The 15,952-nt window shown below is 60.7% G+C and carries 12 protein-coding genes; 10 read left to right on the top strand and 2 right to left on the bottom strand.

Annotated elements, in window-relative coordinates; genetic code table 11:
• The first annotated feature begins 5 nt into the window (after positions 1–5).
• Entirely contained in the window at positions 6–1,454 is a 1,449-nt protein-coding gene (locus ACO07T_RS01825) for a TrkH family potassium uptake protein (RefSeq protein WP_422048593.1), read from the top strand.
• 88 nt (positions 1,455–1,542) lie between these two features.
• On the opposite strand, the gene ACO07T_RS01820 is transcribed toward ACO07T_RS01825, so the two are convergent.
• Positions 1,543–3,324, bottom strand: coding sequence for a trypsin-like peptidase domain-containing protein (locus ACO07T_RS01820; protein WP_422048014.1), 1,782 nt, complete (start codon positions 3,322–3,324; stop codon positions 1,543–1,545).
• A 152-nt stretch (positions 3,325–3,476) separates the two neighbouring features.
• On the opposite strand from ACO07T_RS01820, the gene ACO07T_RS01815 reads away from it, so the two are divergent.
• Positions 3,477–4,406, top strand: coding sequence for a glycine--tRNA ligase subunit alpha (locus ACO07T_RS01815; protein ID WP_422048012.1), 930 nt, complete (start codon positions 3,477–3,479; stop codon positions 4,404–4,406).
• Positions 4,407–4,414: 8 nt separating this feature from the next.
• On the opposite strand, the gene ACO07T_RS01810 is transcribed toward ACO07T_RS01815, so the two are convergent.
• Positions 4,415–5,053: a MarC family protein gene (locus tag ACO07T_RS01810; protein ID WP_422048010.1), complete on the bottom strand. Its 639-nt coding sequence runs from the start codon at positions 5,051–5,053 to the stop codon at positions 4,415–4,417.
• A gap of 107 nt (positions 5,054–5,160) precedes the next feature.
• On the opposite strand from ACO07T_RS01810, the gene ACO07T_RS01805 reads away from it, so the two are divergent.
• The 8 genes from ACO07T_RS01805 (at position 5,161) to glmM (ending at position 15,952) form a co-directional block, all read left to right on the top strand.
• Entirely contained in the window at positions 5,161–5,682 is a 522-nt protein-coding gene (locus tag ACO07T_RS01805) for a DUF6446 family protein (protein WP_422048009.1), read from the top strand.
• Positions 5,683–5,694: 12 nt separating this feature from the next.
• Complete coding sequence (gltS, locus tag ACO07T_RS01800; protein ID WP_422048008.1) at positions 5,695–6,906, top strand: sodium/glutamate symporter; 1,212 nt, start codon at positions 5,695–5,697, stop codon at positions 6,904–6,906.
• A gap of 9 nt (positions 6,907–6,915) precedes the next feature.
• Positions 6,916–9,078: a glycine--tRNA ligase subunit beta gene (glyS, locus tag ACO07T_RS01795; protein ID WP_422048007.1), complete on the top strand. Its 2,163-nt coding sequence runs from the start codon at positions 6,916–6,918 to the stop codon at positions 9,076–9,078.
• 133 nt (positions 9,079–9,211) lie between these two features.
• On the top strand, positions 9,212–11,704 hold the full coding sequence (locus ACO07T_RS01790) for a putative PEP-binding protein (protein ID WP_422048592.1): 2,493 nt from the start codon (positions 9,212–9,214) through the stop codon (positions 11,702–11,704).
• 149 nt (positions 11,705–11,853) lie between these two features.
• Complete coding sequence (locus ACO07T_RS01785) at positions 11,854–12,495, top strand: cell wall hydrolase (protein ID WP_209084445.1); 642 nt, start codon at positions 11,854–11,856, stop codon at positions 12,493–12,495.
• A 125-nt stretch (positions 12,496–12,620) separates the two neighbouring features.
• Positions 12,621–13,556, top strand: a complete 936-nt coding sequence (locus ACO07T_RS01780; RefSeq protein ID WP_422048006.1) for a dihydroneopterin aldolase — start codon at positions 12,621–12,623, stop codon at positions 13,554–13,556.
• 40 nt (positions 13,557–13,596) lie between these two features.
• On the top strand, positions 13,597–14,616 hold the full coding sequence (gene folP / locus ACO07T_RS01775) for a dihydropteroate synthase (protein ID WP_422048004.1): 1,020 nt from the start codon (positions 13,597–13,599) through the stop codon (positions 14,614–14,616).
• On the top strand, positions 14,606–15,952 hold the full coding sequence (gene glmM / locus ACO07T_RS01770; RefSeq protein WP_422048003.1) for a phosphoglucosamine mutase: 1,347 nt from the start codon (positions 14,606–14,608) through the stop codon (positions 15,950–15,952). The genes folP and glmM overlap by 11 nt, the downstream gene beginning before the upstream one ends.

Below are 15,952 nucleotides of genomic sequence, written 5' to 3'. Positions count from 1 at the left end.
CGCCCATGCTAGACTTGCGACCTGTTGGATATGTCATCGGCCTGCTGGTGGCCATTTTGGGGGCGACCATGTTCGTGCCCATGGCGGTGGACCTGATTGACGGCACCCGCCATTGGGAAGCCTTTTTTGTCAGTGCTGTTGTCACCTGTCTGACGGGCGTGCTTGTGTCGCTGTCCTGTCACAACGGGCGCGGCAACGGGCTGACCCTGCAACAGACCTTCCTGCTGACCACCGGCGTCTGGCTGGCCCTACCGCTGTTTGGGGCGCTGCCTTTCATGTTTGGCGCAACAGAGGCGCGGGTGGTGGATGCGGTCTTTGAATCGATGAGCGGGCTGACCACGACCGGCGCCACCGTGTTTTCCGGCCTTGAAGAGCTGCCACGCGGCATGCTGCTGTGGCGGGGCTTGCTGCAATGGCTTGGTGGCATCGGCATCATTGTGGTCGCCATGGTCTTTCTGCCCGAATTGCGAGTCGGCGGGATGCAGATCTTCCGCTCTGAGGGCTTTGACACCATGGGCAAGATCCTGCCCCGTGCCACGGCCATTTCGGGCCAGATCTCCACCATTTATGCGGGTCTGACCTTTGCTTGCATGCTGGCTTACATCGTCATGGGCATGGCGCCCTTTGACGCTTTGGTCCATGCGCTGACCACGATCTCCACGGGCGGTTTTTCCACCTATGATGCGTCTTTTGGAGCGTTCTCCGGCCCGCTGGAATATGTCGCCACGCTGTTTATGATCCTCTCCGCCCTGCCGTTTGTGCGCTATGTGCAAATGGTCAACGGCAACACCACGCCGCTGTTCAAAGACAGTCAGGTGCGCCTCTTTCTGCTGACCATTGCCATTCTGGTGGTGATGTTCACACTGATCCTGACCACCTTCTTCCCCCACAGCTGGGAGCAGGCCTTCCGCGAGGCGCTCTTTAACATCACCTCGATCATCTCCGGCACCGGCTACGCCAGTGTCGACTACATGAACTGGGGCTCTTTCATCGTCGCCATGTTCTTCTTCATCGGGCTGATCGGTGGCTGCGCGGGCTCCACTGCCTGTTCGGTGAAGATCTTCCGCTATCAGCTGCTCTTCTCTGCGATCCGTGTACAGCTGCGCCGCATTCAGCACCCCTCGGGCGTCTTCATCCTGCGCTATCAGGGCCGCAAGGTGGATGAAGAGGCGCTGAACTCGGTGATGACCTTCTTTGTCTTCTTCACCGTGAGCCTTGGCGCGCTGGCTGTGCTTTTGAGCATGACCGGACTTGATTTTGTCACCTCGCTCTCCGGCGCGGCCTCCGCAATTGCCAATATCGGGCCGGGGCTTGGCGACATCATCGGACCTGCGGGCAATTTCTCATCTCTCAATGACTCGGCCAAATGGCTTCTGTCGGCTGGCATGTTGCTGGGCCGGTTGGAGCTGTTGGCGGTGTTTGTGCTCTTTACCGTTCAATTCTGGCGGGCCTAGCGTGGCTGCGCTTGGGGCAAAAACAAAGCAGACACAAAAAAGGCGGCTCCATTTGGGGCCGCCTTTTGCATGTGAGGGGGAGAGGATCTTACCAGCAGCTGACCAGCACGGTCATGTCGCTCGCGCGTTTGCTTAGATCCTCTGGCGCGAGGCTTTGGGCGCTGCTTGCCAGACCCGCGTTGATGCCTTCTTGGGCCAGCAACGCGCGCAGCGCGTCAGAGTTGACAGCAAAGTTCACGTCGCTTGGCAGCTGCTGGGCGCTCTGGGCATCCCGTGGCAGCAGCATGCCAAAGACCGCGCCGCCTGCGTCAAACACCGGGCCGCCCCAGTCACCGGGCTCGATCTCAAGCGCCAGCCGTGCCAGCTCGCGCTCACCGCGCAGGCCTTTTACGTCCGCCAGCTTGCCAAAGGTCACGGTGGGTGCCCCCAGCGCGCCTTCAAAGGAGTAGCCAGCCACAGCCACATCCGATTGGATACGCGGCGCGCCGTCGCGCAGCGCGGCCACATCAATCGGCGCGAGCGGGCTTACGGGGGCGAGAATGGCAACGCCAAGCGCCTCATCCAGCACAGCAACCTTGGCGTCGTAATCTTCCTCGATGGTGATCTTGGAGCAGCTCTGCACCGCCTCCGCAGTGGTCAGCACATGGCCGTTGCGGTCAATGAAGAAGCCGGAGCGGGATTGCTTGGGTTTGCGGATCTGAAGCCCCGCCAGCAGGTCGATGTCCTGCGCCGCGCTGTCGCCCGCGGCCGGATCCAGAGTGCCGCCAAGACGGGTGAAGCTTGCGCGCATCTCGCCAAGGATACGTTTGCGGCGCTCTTCATCGCCATTGGGCCAAACCAGCGTGAAGCCTTTGACTTCGCCATCCTCCAGAGACACCTCTGTGTGGCTGATCACCTGACCGTTCTGACCGGTCAAAACGAAGCTGCTTTTCTTGCGCTCGCGCGGGCCGTTCAGCGGCACGATTTCGAGCGTCTGCATGATGTCATAGAGGCCAAAGAGCGTGTTTTGATCGCCTGCCTGGCTGATCAGCAGCACCTTCGCAGGGCCGTTTGCCGCCTCATATTGCACAAACGGGTATTCTGCCCCTGTCTTGGATACCGCCCCCAGAGGCACCAGCATCTCAATGCCAGCGTCCAGATCGCGCACCACCTGAAGGTCCATGCCTTCCAGCACTGCGTAATATTGCTGGCGCAGCGTGTCGCGCTGAAGCGTGGTCAGAACGCCGGTTGCGTCAAACCCGTTGTCGGCTTGCCAATTCGCCATGGAGGCGCGGGTGCCACGGCCAAAGGCGCCGTCAATTGCGGAATTGTAGTAACCAGCCCACTGCAGCCACTCCTGAAGGCGCATCTTTTCTGTGCGGGTCAGCTGGGCTTCGCTGGCGCGGGCTTGGCCCACGGTTTCATCCGGCAGCTGCTGCACCACAGGCTGTGTTGGCTCAGGAGCGGCTTCAACCGGTTGCTCGGTGATCTCAACGCTGGCGCTCTGCTCAGGCTGCGCACCCGGCGTGATGCTTTCCGGATTGGTCAGCAGATTGGCACCAACAGGCCAGAACTGGCTGCGATAGTCGCGGGACAGGGCGATGTAGCTGTCAATCGGGATCAACCCTTCAGAGCGGTACACCCGCAGCACGTTTTCGGCGTCTTCCCGGCGATATGGCCCCAGAGCCACCGCATACCAGCCGCCGCCAAGCGAGAATCCGTTCACGTCATCCATCCGTTGGGCATAGCCGCGAATATTGGCGCTGGCTTCGGTGAGGCTTGGGCGGGCTTCCAGCTGGACCCAGACGATGTCATCTTGAGAAGACTGTGCGAAGAGGGCGGAAACGCTGAAAATGAGTGCCGCAAACAGCGACAAAACAGTGCGCAACATAGTGGTCGTAGTCCCTAAAACTCGTGACGTTGGTAGTTCCCGGCCTGTTTAACAGGTTCTTGCACTCATGCACCTCTATTTTACGCCATGCTGCAATTGACCCCGCGAAGGGTTGCGCATAAGCAAGACCCGCGTTTGTAAGGGGCATAAAAATGGCACATAGCGACAGCAAACCTCGCAGCTTTCAGGAGATCATTCTGCGGCTTCAGAATTACTGGGCCGAAAAAGGCTGTGCCATCATGCAACCCTACGACATGGAAGTGGGCGCAGGGACGTTCCACCCGGCCACCACTTTGCGCTCTCTGGGCAGCAAAGCCTGGGCCGCAGCCTATGTGCAGCCGTCGCGCCGTCCGACCGACGGGCGCTACGGGGAGAACCCAAACCGCCTGCAGCACTACTACCAGTATCAGGTGCTGATCAAACCGAGCCCGCCCAACCTGCAGGAGCTTTACCTCGGCAGCCTTGAGGCCATCGGCATCGACATGGAGATGCACGACATCCGCTTTGTTGAGGATGACTGGGAAAGCCCGACCCTCGGCGCGTGGGGCCTTGGCTGGGAAGTCTGGTGTGACGGGATGGAAGTCAGCCAGTTCACCTATTTCCAGCAAGTCGGCGGGCACGATTGCCATCCTGTGTCCGGTGAGCTGACCTATGGTCTGGAGCGTCTGGCCATGTATGTGCTGGGCATCGACCACGTGATGGACATGCCGTTCAACGATCCACAGACCGAGATCGCGCTGAGCTATGGCGATGTGTTCAAGCAGACCGAGCAGGAATACAGCCGCTGGAACTTTGACGTGGCCAACACCGACGTGTTGCTCAAGCAGTTTGAAGAGGCTGAGGCCGAGTGCGAGAAGATCCTCGCGCAGGAGCATATGGATCCCAAAACCGGCAAGCGCATCATCATGGCGCATCCGGCTTATGACCAGTGCATCAAGGCGTCCCACCTGTTCAACTTGCTGGACGCACGTGGGGTGATTTCGGTCACCGAGCGTCAGGCCTATATCGGCCGCGTGCGCGCACTGGCCAAGCAATGCGCGGATGCGTTTGTGCAGACAGAGGCAGGTGGCTACGCGGCGTGAGGCTTATGCTAGGCAAAGCCCGGCAACAGCACCTTCACGCCGTCCGCGACCATTTCAATCGCGATGGCGATCAGGATCAGCCCCATAAGGCGCGTCATAATGGTGCGCGCCGTGGCGCTCAGATGCTTGCCGATATTGCCTGCAAACAGGAACACCACCGCCAACAGCCCGACCACCAGCGCAACGCAGGCCGCGTAAATCGCCCAACCGGTCGCGCCATTGGCCTGATGGGCATAGAGAATCAGCGTGGTCATCGTGCCGGGGCCAACCAGCATGGGGAAGGTCATCGGATAAAACGCGATGCTCTCTACCGGCGCCTTGGCCACGGCGGCTTGCTCATGTTCAGTGCCATGATGCGCGCTGCTGTTGTTGCCGTTCAGCATGTGAAAGCCGATCTGCAACAGCACCAGCCCACCCGCGACGCGAAACGCGTCCACCGAAATACCAAAGAAATCGAGGATGGCGGAGCCCGCCACGGCCACAATCGCGCAGGCAATGCTGGTGTAGACCACCACCTGAAGCGCGGTTTTACGCTGCGCGGGGGGCGCAAGTTCCTCTGTCAGGCTCAGGAAAATCGGCAGATTTACAAACGGGTTCATGACCGCAAAAAGGGCCCCGAACATGGCCACGGCAAAGCTATCGGGCATCTCAATCTCTTGGTAGGTTCAAATCAACTCAATCACTTGGCTTTGACTGTGCGCCGCGCAGCGGTTTCGCGCAACACAAGCCTGACGGAAATTCAGGGGGCAACCGCATGACGGGCAAATTGCTGGGAGGTGTGATCGTGCTGACAGCTTTGGTGGGCGGGATCGCCATGTATTGGCTGCAAATCTATGGCTACTACGACGAGGTGCGCGTGTCTGACCTCAAAGATGACGTGCAGCTCACCCTGCTGGTCAGCGAACAGCCGGAGCCCATTCTCTATGAGGACTTCAAGGCGATCGACAGCGAAAGCTCTCCGATCCGCTACCGCGCCTGTTTCACCACCTCCATGAGCGCTCCACTGCTGACAGAAACCTACATGCTGCTGGAGAAGGCAGAGCCGCGCAATGCGCCGGGCTGGTTTGACTGTTTTGACGCCAAAGAGATCGGCGCGGCGCTGGAAAGTGGCGAGGCGCTCGCGTTTTTGGGTGAAAAAGAGGTGCAATACGGTATTGACCGCATCGTCGCCATTCTGCCCGATGGGCGTGGATTTGCCTGGAACGAAATCAACGCCTGTGGCGAAATCGCCTTTGACGGAAAACCTTTGCCGGATCACTGCCCGCCAAAACAGTAGGAGCACAGCCAAGTGCCTGAGATCTTTGTCTTCCCCGAATTCATCACCTCGACACTTGGCTTTGCAGTTTACCTGCTGGGCGCGCGCCTGACGCGCGAAGTGGCCTTTTTGCGGGAGTTCAACATTCCCGAGCCTGTCACCGGCGGGCTGATCGCCTCAACCTGCTTTGCGATTTATGCCGCGCTGTCAGGACAATCGCTGCATTTTGAGGTCGCCGCGCGGGACTATCTTCTGGTGCTGTTCTTTGCGGGCATCGGCCTCAATGCGCGCCTGTCTGATCTCTTGCTGGGCGGGCGGGTGCTGCTGTTGCTGCTGGTGCTGACGCTTGGCACGATCCTCATTCAGAATATCGTCGGCATCGCAGGCGCGCAGCTCTTTGGTCTGCCCGCGCAAACCGGCGTGCTTTTTGGCTCGGCTTCGCTGATTGGCGGGCATGGCACGGCGATTGCCTGGTCGCCCAATGTGGCCGAAGTCACCGGCTTTGCCAGCGCGCCGGAACTGGGTGTGGCCATGGCCACCCTCGGGCTGATTGCCGCCTCGCTGATTGGTGGCCCTGTCGCAAAATATCTGATCTCGCGCCACAATCTCTCACCCAGCCGCCCGGATGACGGTGACGTGGTCGGCGTGGCCTATGAGGATGAGCGCGACGAGCTGGAGATCACCCATGTGAGCCTCATGCGGGTGATGCTGGCGCTGCATCTGGCGGTCATCATGGGCTACGCCATGCATGGCGTGCTGCAACAGCTGGGGCTGATGCTGCCTTTGTTTGTGCCCTGTTTGATCAGTGGCATCATTCTGGCCAACCTGCGGCCCATTCTGGCGCCCAAAATCCCCTCTGTCGCGCGCACGCCCAGCTTGGCCATTGTCTCGGAATTTGCGCTTGGCACCTTTCTGGCGATTTCGCTTATGACCATGGATTTCTCCACCCTGAGCGAGGCGGGCTGGGCGATTGTCGTCACCCTTGTGGTGCAGACCGCGGCCACCATCGCGCTGGTGATCGTGATCCTGTTCTATGCCCTCGGGCGCAACTACACGGCGGCGGTGCTGGCGGCGGGCTTTGCCGGCTTCTCGCTGGGCGCAACCCCCACCGCCATCGCCAATATGACCGCCGTGACCAAGAGATATGGCCCGGCCCCCATCGCTTTTGTCGTTTTGCCCTTGGTTTCGGCGTTTTTCGTCGATATTGCCAACGCGGTAGTTATTCAGACCATCGTGAACTTCTAAGGATCCGTCATGCCTGATCTCTTGATCGAACTCTTTTCTGAGGAAATCCCCGCCCGCATGCAGGCGCGGGCCGCTGAAGACCTGAAAAAGAAAGTGACGGATGGTCTGGTCGAGGCCGGTCTGACCTACGCTCATGCCCGTGCATATTCGACACCACGCCGTCTGACACTGGCGCTGGAAGGCCTGCTGGCCGAAAGCCCGACCGTGAATGAAGAGCGCAAAGGCCCCAAAGTTGGCGCGCCTGATAAAGCCATCGAAGGCTTCTTGCGCGGCGCAGGTGTAGCGCGCGAAGATCTGGAAGAGCGCGAGACCCCGAAAGGCGCGGTCTACTTTGCCACCATCACCAAGCCGGGCCGTCCGGCGGCAGAGATCGTGGCTGAGGTGCTCGAAGACACCATTCGCAATTTCCCCTGGCCCAAATCCATGCGCTGGGGTGCAGGCAGCCTGCGTTGGGTGCGCCCGCTGCATTCGATCCTGTGCATTCTGTCCGCAGAGGACGGCCACAGCATTGTGCCGCTCGACATCGACGGGATCACCTCTGGCGACACCACCGAAGGCCACCGCTTCATGGGCGAGGGCCGCTTTGCCGTGACCAGCTTTGAGGACTATGAGGTCAAGCTCAAGCGCAGCAAAGTGGTTCTGAACGCCGAAGAGCGCGCCGAAACCATCTGGAACGACGCCACCAACATGGCCTTTGCCCAAGGTTTCGAAGTGGTCGAAGACAAAGGCCTTCTGGCCGAAGTCGCCGGTCTGGTTGAATGGCCGGTGGTCCTGATGGGCGACATCGCAGAGGATTTCCTCGGCCTGCCACCGGAAGTGCTGCAGACCTCGATGAAAGAGCACCAGAAGTTCTTTTCCGTGAAGAACCCGAAAACCGGCCGCATCGAGAAATTTGTGACCGTTGCCAACCGTGAAACCAAAGACGACGGCGCCACCATTCTGGCGGGCAACCAGAAGGTGCTGTTTGCGCGTCTGAGCGATGCGAAGTTCTTCTGGGAAAACGACGTGCGTACGGTTCAGGATCAGGGCTTTGAGCCTTGGGTTGAGAAGCTTGAAAACGTGACTTTCCACGCCCAGATCGGCAGCCAAGGCGCGCGCGTGATGCGGATTGCGGATCTCGCGACCACGCTGGCCCCATCGGTGAAGGCCGATCCGATGCTGGCGCAGATGGCTGCGCAAGCCTGTAAAGCCGACCTGAGCTCGGAAATGGTTTATGAGTTCCCGGAGCTTCAGGGCCTGATGGGCCGCTATTATGCGCAGGCGGCCGAGCTGCCTGCGGAAGTTGGTCAGGCCAGCGAAGAGCATTACTCCCCGCTGGGCCCATCCGATGACGTGCCAACTGCCCCTGTTTCCGTGGCTGTGGCCATGGCGGACAAGCTCGACACGCTGTCAGGTTTCTGGGCGATTGATGAAAAGCCTACCGGCTCCAAAGATCCGTTTGCCCTGCGCCGTGCGGCCTTGGGTGTGATCCGTCTGGTGCTGGAAAACGGTCTGCGCATCAACCTGCTGGGCATCACGCAGACCGCCGTTGCGGCTCTGCTGAAAGTCGAAGACTGGGAAGCGGCTGCCAAGGCGGCTGAGGGCGACGAAGCCAAACACATGGAAATGCACGCCGCTCAGGCGCGTGGCATTGCCAATGCTGCGCCTCAGGATCTGCTCACCTTCTTCCACGACCGTCTCAAGGTCTATCTGCGCGATCAGGGCATCCGCCATGATGTGATCGACGCCTGCATCGCGATGCCGGGCAACGACGATCTGGCGCTTCTGGTTGCCCGCGCCCGCGCGCTGCAGGATTTCATGTCCACCGAGGATGGCGAGAACCTGCTGCAGGGCTTTAAGCGTGCCAACAACATTCTGAGCCAGGCCGAAGAGAAAGACGGCGTCGAGTATTCCTTTGGCGCAGATGTGAAATTTGCCGAGGACGACAGCGAGAAAGCTCTCTTTGCCGCGCTTGATGGGGCGGAAGGGGCGATCTCTTCGGCCATCGAGACCGAAGATTTCGCGTCAGCCATGTCAAACATGGCCTCCCTGCGCGCGCCGATTGATGCGTTCTTTGAGGCGGTTCAGGTCAACAGCGACAACGAAGTGGTGCGCCGCAATCGCCTCAACCTGCTGTCGCGCATCCGCACAATCTGTCTGCAGGCCGCAGATCTGACACGTGTGGAAGGCTAAGGCGTAGTTCTACGTGCGAGGCAGCTAAGACTTGCCTCGCGCCCCATGCGGTTTATGCTGCGACGCGCAATGAATAGGTGCCGCAGTGCAGCAGAATGACCCGCATATCACCCTGATCACCCCCACAGCGCCCATGGCGCCTGCAACCCATGGCGGGCGGGCCAAATGCCTGCAGCGTCTGGTGCGGCTTGATCTCCCGGTGCCGACAACCGTCGCGCTGTCCTTTGATGCGGTGCACGGGCTTGCGGCGGGCGAACAGCCCGATATGGCGCAGGTGCTTGCCCCGTTTGAAGATGGGCAGCTGTTGTGTGTGCGCCCAAGTTCCGAAGACCCTGATTGGGGCGGCCCCGGCGCGATCCTGAACATCGGCATGAACGATGAACAGCTGGCCTCTTTGAGCGAGACCATTGGCGCGGAAGCAGCAGCCAAACTCTATCTGAAATTCATTCAGTCTTACTCCACCCATGTGGCGCGACTGGATCCCGACATCTTTGATGATCTGGACAATTCCGATCCCGACGCGGTCGCGGATTTTCTCGAAGCTTATGAGGACGAGGCCGAAGAGCCTTTCCCGCAGGACCGCAGCGCACAGCTGATCGGGGTCTTGCGCTCCATGGCGCGCGCTTGGGAAGGCACCACCGCGCGGCTCTTGCGTCAGGCCAAAGGCGCGCCTGCGGATGCGGGGCTTGGTCTTGTGATCCAGGCAATGGCGCTGGGTGTCGGCCATGGCGAAAGCGGCAGCGGCGTGCTGCAGCTGGTGAACAGCGACACAGGTCTGCCGCAGATCACCGGGCGCTACATGAGCCAGAGCCAGGGTCGGGACGCGATGAAATCCGGGGCAGGGGCGCTGTTTCTGCAAAAAGACGCGCGCGGTGCCTCCCTTGAGGAAAAGGTGCCGGACGCTTTTGCGCTGCTGACTGAATATGCTGGGCTGATGCGGGCCCGCCTGCGCGAAGAGATGCAGATCGAATTCACGCTGGAAAACGGCGAGATTCACATTCTGGACGGTGTGCGCGTGCAACGCAGCGCCCGCGCGGCGGTGCGGATTGCCGTGTCGCTGGCCGAAGACAAGATCATCACGCGCGAAGAGGCGGTGATGCGGATCGAGCCGCGCGCCCTCAATGAACTCCTGCACCGTCAGGTCGACAGCGAAGCGGAGCGGGATGTGATCGGCAGCGGCATTGCCGCCAGCCCCGGTGCGGCCACCGGCCGGATCGTGTTCACCGCGGCAGAGGCGCAGGCCTGCGCCGCGCGTGGTGAGGCCTGTGTTCTGGTGCGCCGGGAGACAAACCCCGAGGACATTCGCGGCATGCACGCCGCCAGCGCCGCCCTGACCGAACGCGGTGGCATGACCAGCCACGCGGCAGTGATCGGGCGCGGTCTTGGCCTTCCCTGCGTGGTCGGGGCCACCTCCATGCGGTTTCAGATTCGCAAAAAGCGGATCATCGCAACCGATGGCCGGATTTTCCGCGAAGGTGATGTGATCACCGTGGATGGCACCACCGGCAATATTCTCGCTGGCGAACCCAAAATGATGGAAGCCGCGCTGGATGATGCCTTCCAAACCCTGATGAGCTGGGCCGATCTCAGCCGCGACATCGGTGTGCGCGCCAACGCGGACACCCCGGCAGACGCCACAACCGCGCTGATGTTTGAGGCCGAAGGCATCGGCCTCTGCCGCACCGAACATATGTTCTTTGAGGCCGACCAGCTGATCGCGATGCGCGAGGTGATCTTTGCCAATGCCTCAGCGGACCGCGCCGTGGCCCTGCAGGCCCTGCTGCCGATGCAGCGGGAAATGTTTGTCGAGCTGTTCAACATCATGGGCAAACGTCCGGTCTGCATCCGTCTGTTTGACCCGCCGCTGCATGAATTCCTGCCCACCGACCGCGCTGGCCTGCGCGATCTGGCCGAATCGCTCAACCTGCCGCTGTCCGATGTGACCCGTCGCGTGGAGACACTGGGGGAATACAACCCGATGCTGGGCATGCGCGGTGTGCGCCTTGGCATCACAGTGCCGGAAATTCTCGATATGCAGGCCCGCGCGATTTTTGAGGCGACGCTGGATGCCTGTGGCGACAACGAGCCCTTTGTGCCGGAAATCATGATTCCGCTGGTCTCGGCCAAGCGCGAAGTGGAGCTGGTGAAAACCCGCATTGATGCGGTGGCCGCCGCCGTGCGCACCGAGCGCGCCCGCGATTTTGACTACCGCCTTGGCGTGATGGTGGAGACCCCGCGCGCCGCACTGCGGGCCGAGGATATTGCGCAGCATTGCAACTTCTTCAGCTTCGGCACCAACGATCTCACACAGATGACCTACGGCTTGTCGCGCGACGACGCCGGACGCTTTATGAGCCCCTATGTGCAGCAGGGCGTTTTCCCCGAAGATCCGTTCCACACATTGGATCAGGAAGGGGTGGGCGAATTGCTGCGGTTGGGGGCCGAGCGTGGCCGCCGTGCGCAGCCTGATCTGACGCTGTCTGTCTGCGGTGAACATGGCGGCAGCCCCGAATCGATTGCCTTTTGTCGGCAGATTGGGCTTGATTACGTGTCATGCTCCCCGTTCCGGGTGCCGGTGGCGCGACTGGCGGCTGCTCAACTGGCGATCAAAGATAAGCTTCAGTAAAATAACACTTTTTTTACAAACTCTCTTTAGGAGCCAGCGCAGTGTTTTGGCTGTGACAAGCCTGTGAGTGGACGTTTCGTTTATTTTTCGTTAACAACACCCCCGTTTTAAAGCTGCCGGGGTCATAAACCCCATAAAACGAGGTCATCATGCGCTACTTGATTGCATCCTTTTTGGCTGCGGCCCTGACTGTGGGCAACAGCTACGCGGAGACGACACCAGCGACCGAATCTGCCTCCACCAAACCACGACAATTGGTACTTTTTGATGGCAAGACTTTGCGCGATATTTTCGCGCCGAAAAAGCCTAAGCCAACCGAAATCAGCTACAGCCGCGCGTTTATCGACAGCCTGCCAAAGGTAAACGATGAGAAACGCACAGCGGAATGGCAATGCATGGCCGAGGCGCTCTATTTTGAGGCGCGCGGTGAAAGCGTCAAAGGCCAGTTCGCTGTGGCTGAAGTTATCCTCAATCGCGCCGAACACTCGGCCTTTCCCGGAAGCGTCTGTGGCGTGATCAATCAGGGCACTGCGAGCGGTCGCAAATACCAGTGCCAGTTCACCTACAACTGCGATGGGCTGTCTGACAAAATCCGCGAACACGGCGCTTATGAGCGTGTTGGCAAAGTGGCCGACCTTCTGCTTGCCGGCGCGCCTGCGGAACTCACGGATGGGGCAACCCACTATCACACCAAGGCGGTAAACCCGCGCTGGTCGCGTGTCTATGAGCGCACTACAACCATTGGTGTTCATCACTTCTACCGGATGCCCACACGGTTGTCTCAGAACTGACGCTTCTTTCGGTTTCGCGATTTGATGTGCCGCGTTTGCCCTATGGCCGCGCGGCACATGGCCTGATAAAGGCCGCACCACCGCCGGGTGGCGGGATCGAAACAACAGCGCGTGGAAGAGAGATCATGAGCAACGAAATCCGATTGGCGTTTGCCCATCCTTCTGAGCGTGCCGAGGCCACCTCGTCAGATGACCCGCTTGATCGCATCTCCTTGCGCGACCACACCGTTGAGGTGGAAATCGGCGCGTTTCAGGCAGAGCGGGGCACCACCCAGCGGATTTGCTTCAACGTGGTGGTAGAGGTGTTGCCGCTTGGCCCGGTGGTCGAGGACGATGTGGATCGCATCCTGTCTTATGACAAAGTCACCGAAGCCATTGCCTTCGAACTCTCTGCCGAGCGTCTGAACCTGCTGGAAACCCTCGCGGCCCGCGTGGCTGACCGCATCCTGCTTGAGCCGCAGGCCCACCGGGTTTTTGTGCGCATCGAAAAGCTGGATCGCGGCCCCGGTGCTCTGGGGGTCGAGATTGTCCGCAGCCGCAAGGCGCATCTCGCACCCGTTGAGGAGATCATTGAAGAAGAGGCACCGCAGCCGCGCGTTGTATTTGTTTCTAATGAGGCGCGCATGTCCGAGCAGCTTGCGGGCGCTATCGACGGGTTCCTGCAAACCGATGTGCCGCTGATCCTCTGTGTAGGTGCGCCTGATCTGGCAGCGCCGCAAACCGGCCACGCCATGACCCAACGCCGTGTGGATCTGCTCGCCATTGAGCAAAACGCATGGATGCTGGCGGCCCGTGATTCCCGCTGTGTGGTGGTCGACACCCGCACCGAGCTGGATTGGGCGATGAAAAATGACCAGACCTGCGTCTGGGCGCCGTCCAAAATTGTGCTCGACGCGGTGGATGGTCCAACAGCCCCTCCGAGCGACGCGCTCGCGCTTGCGCTTTGGTTCGCCGAAGAGATGCAGGCGGTGGAGTTCGTGGTGCTTGGGTCGGGCAGCGCGCATGCGCTTGAGACCGACATGCCGGTACGTCACCAGTCTCTGGATGCCGCAGCGCGTTGAACCGCTTGCCTTTTGAGGGCGCATTGGTCATGCAGCGCGCATGACTGTGTATTATAGAGCCATCCCGCAATATGACGTGGCCCGCCCCGCCAATGCGCATCGCTTGGCGGATGGCTGGTGCTGGTTCACCCATGTTGAACGCCTCACCCGTGGCCAGCCGGCGGAGATAGTCTCTGCTGATGTCGTGCCTGATGACGTGTTGCAGCGCATGGTGGCGCCCCGCACCGCTGTGACCGGCCTGTCGATGGCGCGCCCCAACCTGATGGGCATTCTGAACGTCACGCCCGACAGCTTTTCTGATGGTGGCGTGCATGAAGGTGCCGAGGCCGCGCTCAGCCATGCGCGCGCCATGACGGAAGCAGGCGCTGACATGATTGATGTCGGCGGCGAATCCACCCGCCCCGGCGCAGCCTTTGTGCCGATTGACGAAGAGATTGCCCGCACGGCCCCGGCCATTGCCGCAATCTCGGCTGCGCTTTCGGTGCCGATCAGCATCGACACCCGCAAGGCTGAGGTGGCGCAGGCCGCTGTGTCCGCAGGCGCGGCCCTGATCAATGATGTGTCAGGTTTCACTTTTGACGCCGCACTGGCCCCTCTCGCGGCCGCGCAGAATGCGCCGGTCTGTGTGATGCATGCGCAGGGCGATCCGGCGACGATGCAGCAGGACCCGCAGTATGACGACGTGCTTTTGGATGTTTATGACTTCCTTGAAACACAAATTGAGCATCTGCAAAGCCTCGGCATTCCGCGTGCGAACATCGTGGTGGATCCAGGCATCGGCTTTGGCAAAACGCAGGCGCATAACCTTGCTTTGTTGGCCCGCCTGAGCCTGTTTCACAGCCTTGGCTGCGCGATCTTGCTGGGCGCGTCACGCAAACGCTTTATAGGCACCATCGGCAACGCTCCGCTTGCGGACAAGCGCGCGCCGGGATCCATCGCAGTTGCCCTTGCAGGCATCGCTCAAGGCGCGCAAATTCTGCGCGTCCATGACGTAGAAGAAACCCGTCAGGCCCTGAAATTGTGGCAGGCCGTGACAACAGGAGACGCAGATGACGCGTAAGTTTTTTGGAACCGACGGGGTGCGTGGCACCGCCAACACCTATCCGATGACCGCCGAGATGGCATTGCGCATCGGTGCGGCCGTGGGGCGGTACTTCCGCAACGATGGCGGCACGGAACACCGCGTGGTGATCGGCAAAGATACCCGTCTGTCCGGCTACATGTTTGAACATGCGCTCACCGCGGGTCTGACCTCCACGGGTATGAACGTGCTGCTGCTTGGTCCGGTGCCAACACCTGCAGTCGGCTTGCTGACCACATCCATGCGTGCTGACCTTGGCGTGATGATCTCCGCCAGCCACAATCCCGCCGTGGACAATGGCATCAAGTTCTTCGGGCCAGACGGGTTTAAACTGTCCGATCAGGCTGAAGCTGAGATTGAGCATCTGATCGAAACCGGGGTCGAGCCCGCACAGGCGCAGAACATCGGGCGCGCCAAACGGATCGATGACGGCCGCTTCCGCTATATCGAGCGGGTCAAAAGCTCGCTGCCCCGCGCTTTGCCACTGCGTGGCGTGAAAGTGGTGATCGACTGTGCCAACGGCGCAGCTTACCGCGCCGCGCCCGAGGCGCTTTGGGAACTTGGCGCAGAGGTGATCTCCATCGGCGTGTCCCCCAATGGTCACAACATCAATGAAAACTGCGGCTCCACCAGCACCCGCACCGCGCAGGAAGCGGTGGTGACCCACGGCGCGGATGTGGGGATCTGTCTGGATGGCGATGCGGACCGGGTGATGATCATTGACGAAAACGGCAATGTGGCTGATGGCGATCAGATCATGGGGCTTCTGGCCTCCCGCTGGGCCAAATCGGGCAAGCTGAAAGGCGGCGCTTTGGTCGCCACCGTGATGTCAAACCTCGGTTTGGAGCGTTTCATGGAGGGCGAAGGCCTGCGGCTGGAGCGCACTGCCGTGGGGGATCGCTATGTGGTCGAGGCCATGCGCAAAGGCGGCTACAACCTCGGTGGCGAGCAGTCCGGCCATATCGTGATGACGGATTATGCCACCACCGGCGACGGGCTGATGGCCGGTCTGCAATTCATCGCCGCGATGGTGGAAAGCAACGCCCCCGCTAGCAAGCTGTCCCAAGTCTTTGAAACCGTGCCGCAACTTCTGAAGAACGTGCGCTACGGCGAAGGGCAGACCCCGCTGGAGACCTCCTCCGTGCAATCCGCCATTGCCTCGGCAGAGCAGGCGCTGGCCGGTCAAGGGCGTCTGCTCATTCGCAAATCCGGCACCGAACCTTTGGTGCGCGTGATGGCGGAATGCGAAGACGCGCAGCTCTTGGAACGCACCGTGGACAGCGTGGTGGATGCGGTGCAGGCCGCTGTCGCCTAA

Origin of the sequence: Shimia sp. (assembly GCF_965227725.1) — a bacterium.
Taxonomy (GTDB): Bacteria; Pseudomonadota; Alphaproteobacteria; order Rhodobacterales; family Rhodobacteraceae; genus Shimia.
This window is presented reverse-complemented; position numbering and strand designations above follow the sequence as displayed.

What these genes read in the sequence shown, in the direction of transcription:
- ACO07T_RS01825 (WP_422048593.1), top strand. Translation starts at nt 6, where the DNA reads ATGCTAGACTTGCGACCTGTTGGATATGTCATCGGCCTGCTGGTGGCC.
- ACO07T_RS01820 (WP_422048014.1), bottom strand. Translation starts at nt 3,324, where the DNA reads ATGTTGCGCACTGTTTTGTCGCTGTTTGCGGCACTCATTTTCAGCGTT.
- ACO07T_RS01815 (WP_422048012.1), top strand. Translation starts at nt 3,477, where the DNA reads ATGGCACATAGCGACAGCAAACCTCGCAGCTTTCAGGAGATCATTCTG.
- ACO07T_RS01810 (WP_422048010.1), bottom strand. Translation starts at nt 5,053, where the DNA reads ATGCCCGATAGCTTTGCCGTGGCCATGTTCGGGGCCCTTTTTGCGGTC.
- ACO07T_RS01805 (WP_422048009.1), top strand. Translation starts at nt 5,161, where the DNA reads ATGACGGGCAAATTGCTGGGAGGTGTGATCGTGCTGACAGCTTTGGTG.
- glyS (WP_422048007.1), top strand. Translation starts at nt 6,916, where the DNA reads ATGCCTGATCTCTTGATCGAACTCTTTTCTGAGGAAATCCCCGCCCGC.
- ACO07T_RS01790 (WP_422048592.1), top strand. Translation starts at nt 9,212, where the DNA reads ATGGCGCCTGCAACCCATGGCGGGCGGGCCAAATGCCTGCAGCGTCTG.
- ACO07T_RS01785 (WP_209084445.1), top strand. Translation starts at nt 11,854, where the DNA reads ATGCGCTACTTGATTGCATCCTTTTTGGCTGCGGCCCTGACTGTGGGC.
- ACO07T_RS01780 (WP_422048006.1), top strand. Translation starts at nt 12,621, where the DNA reads ATGAGCAACGAAATCCGATTGGCGTTTGCCCATCCTTCTGAGCGTGCC.
- folP (WP_422048004.1), top strand. Translation starts at nt 13,597, where the DNA reads ATGACTGTGTATTATAGAGCCATCCCGCAATATGACGTGGCCCGCCCC.
- glmM (WP_422048003.1), top strand. Translation starts at nt 14,606, where the DNA reads ATGACGCGTAAGTTTTTTGGAACCGACGGGGTGCGTGGCACCGCCAAC.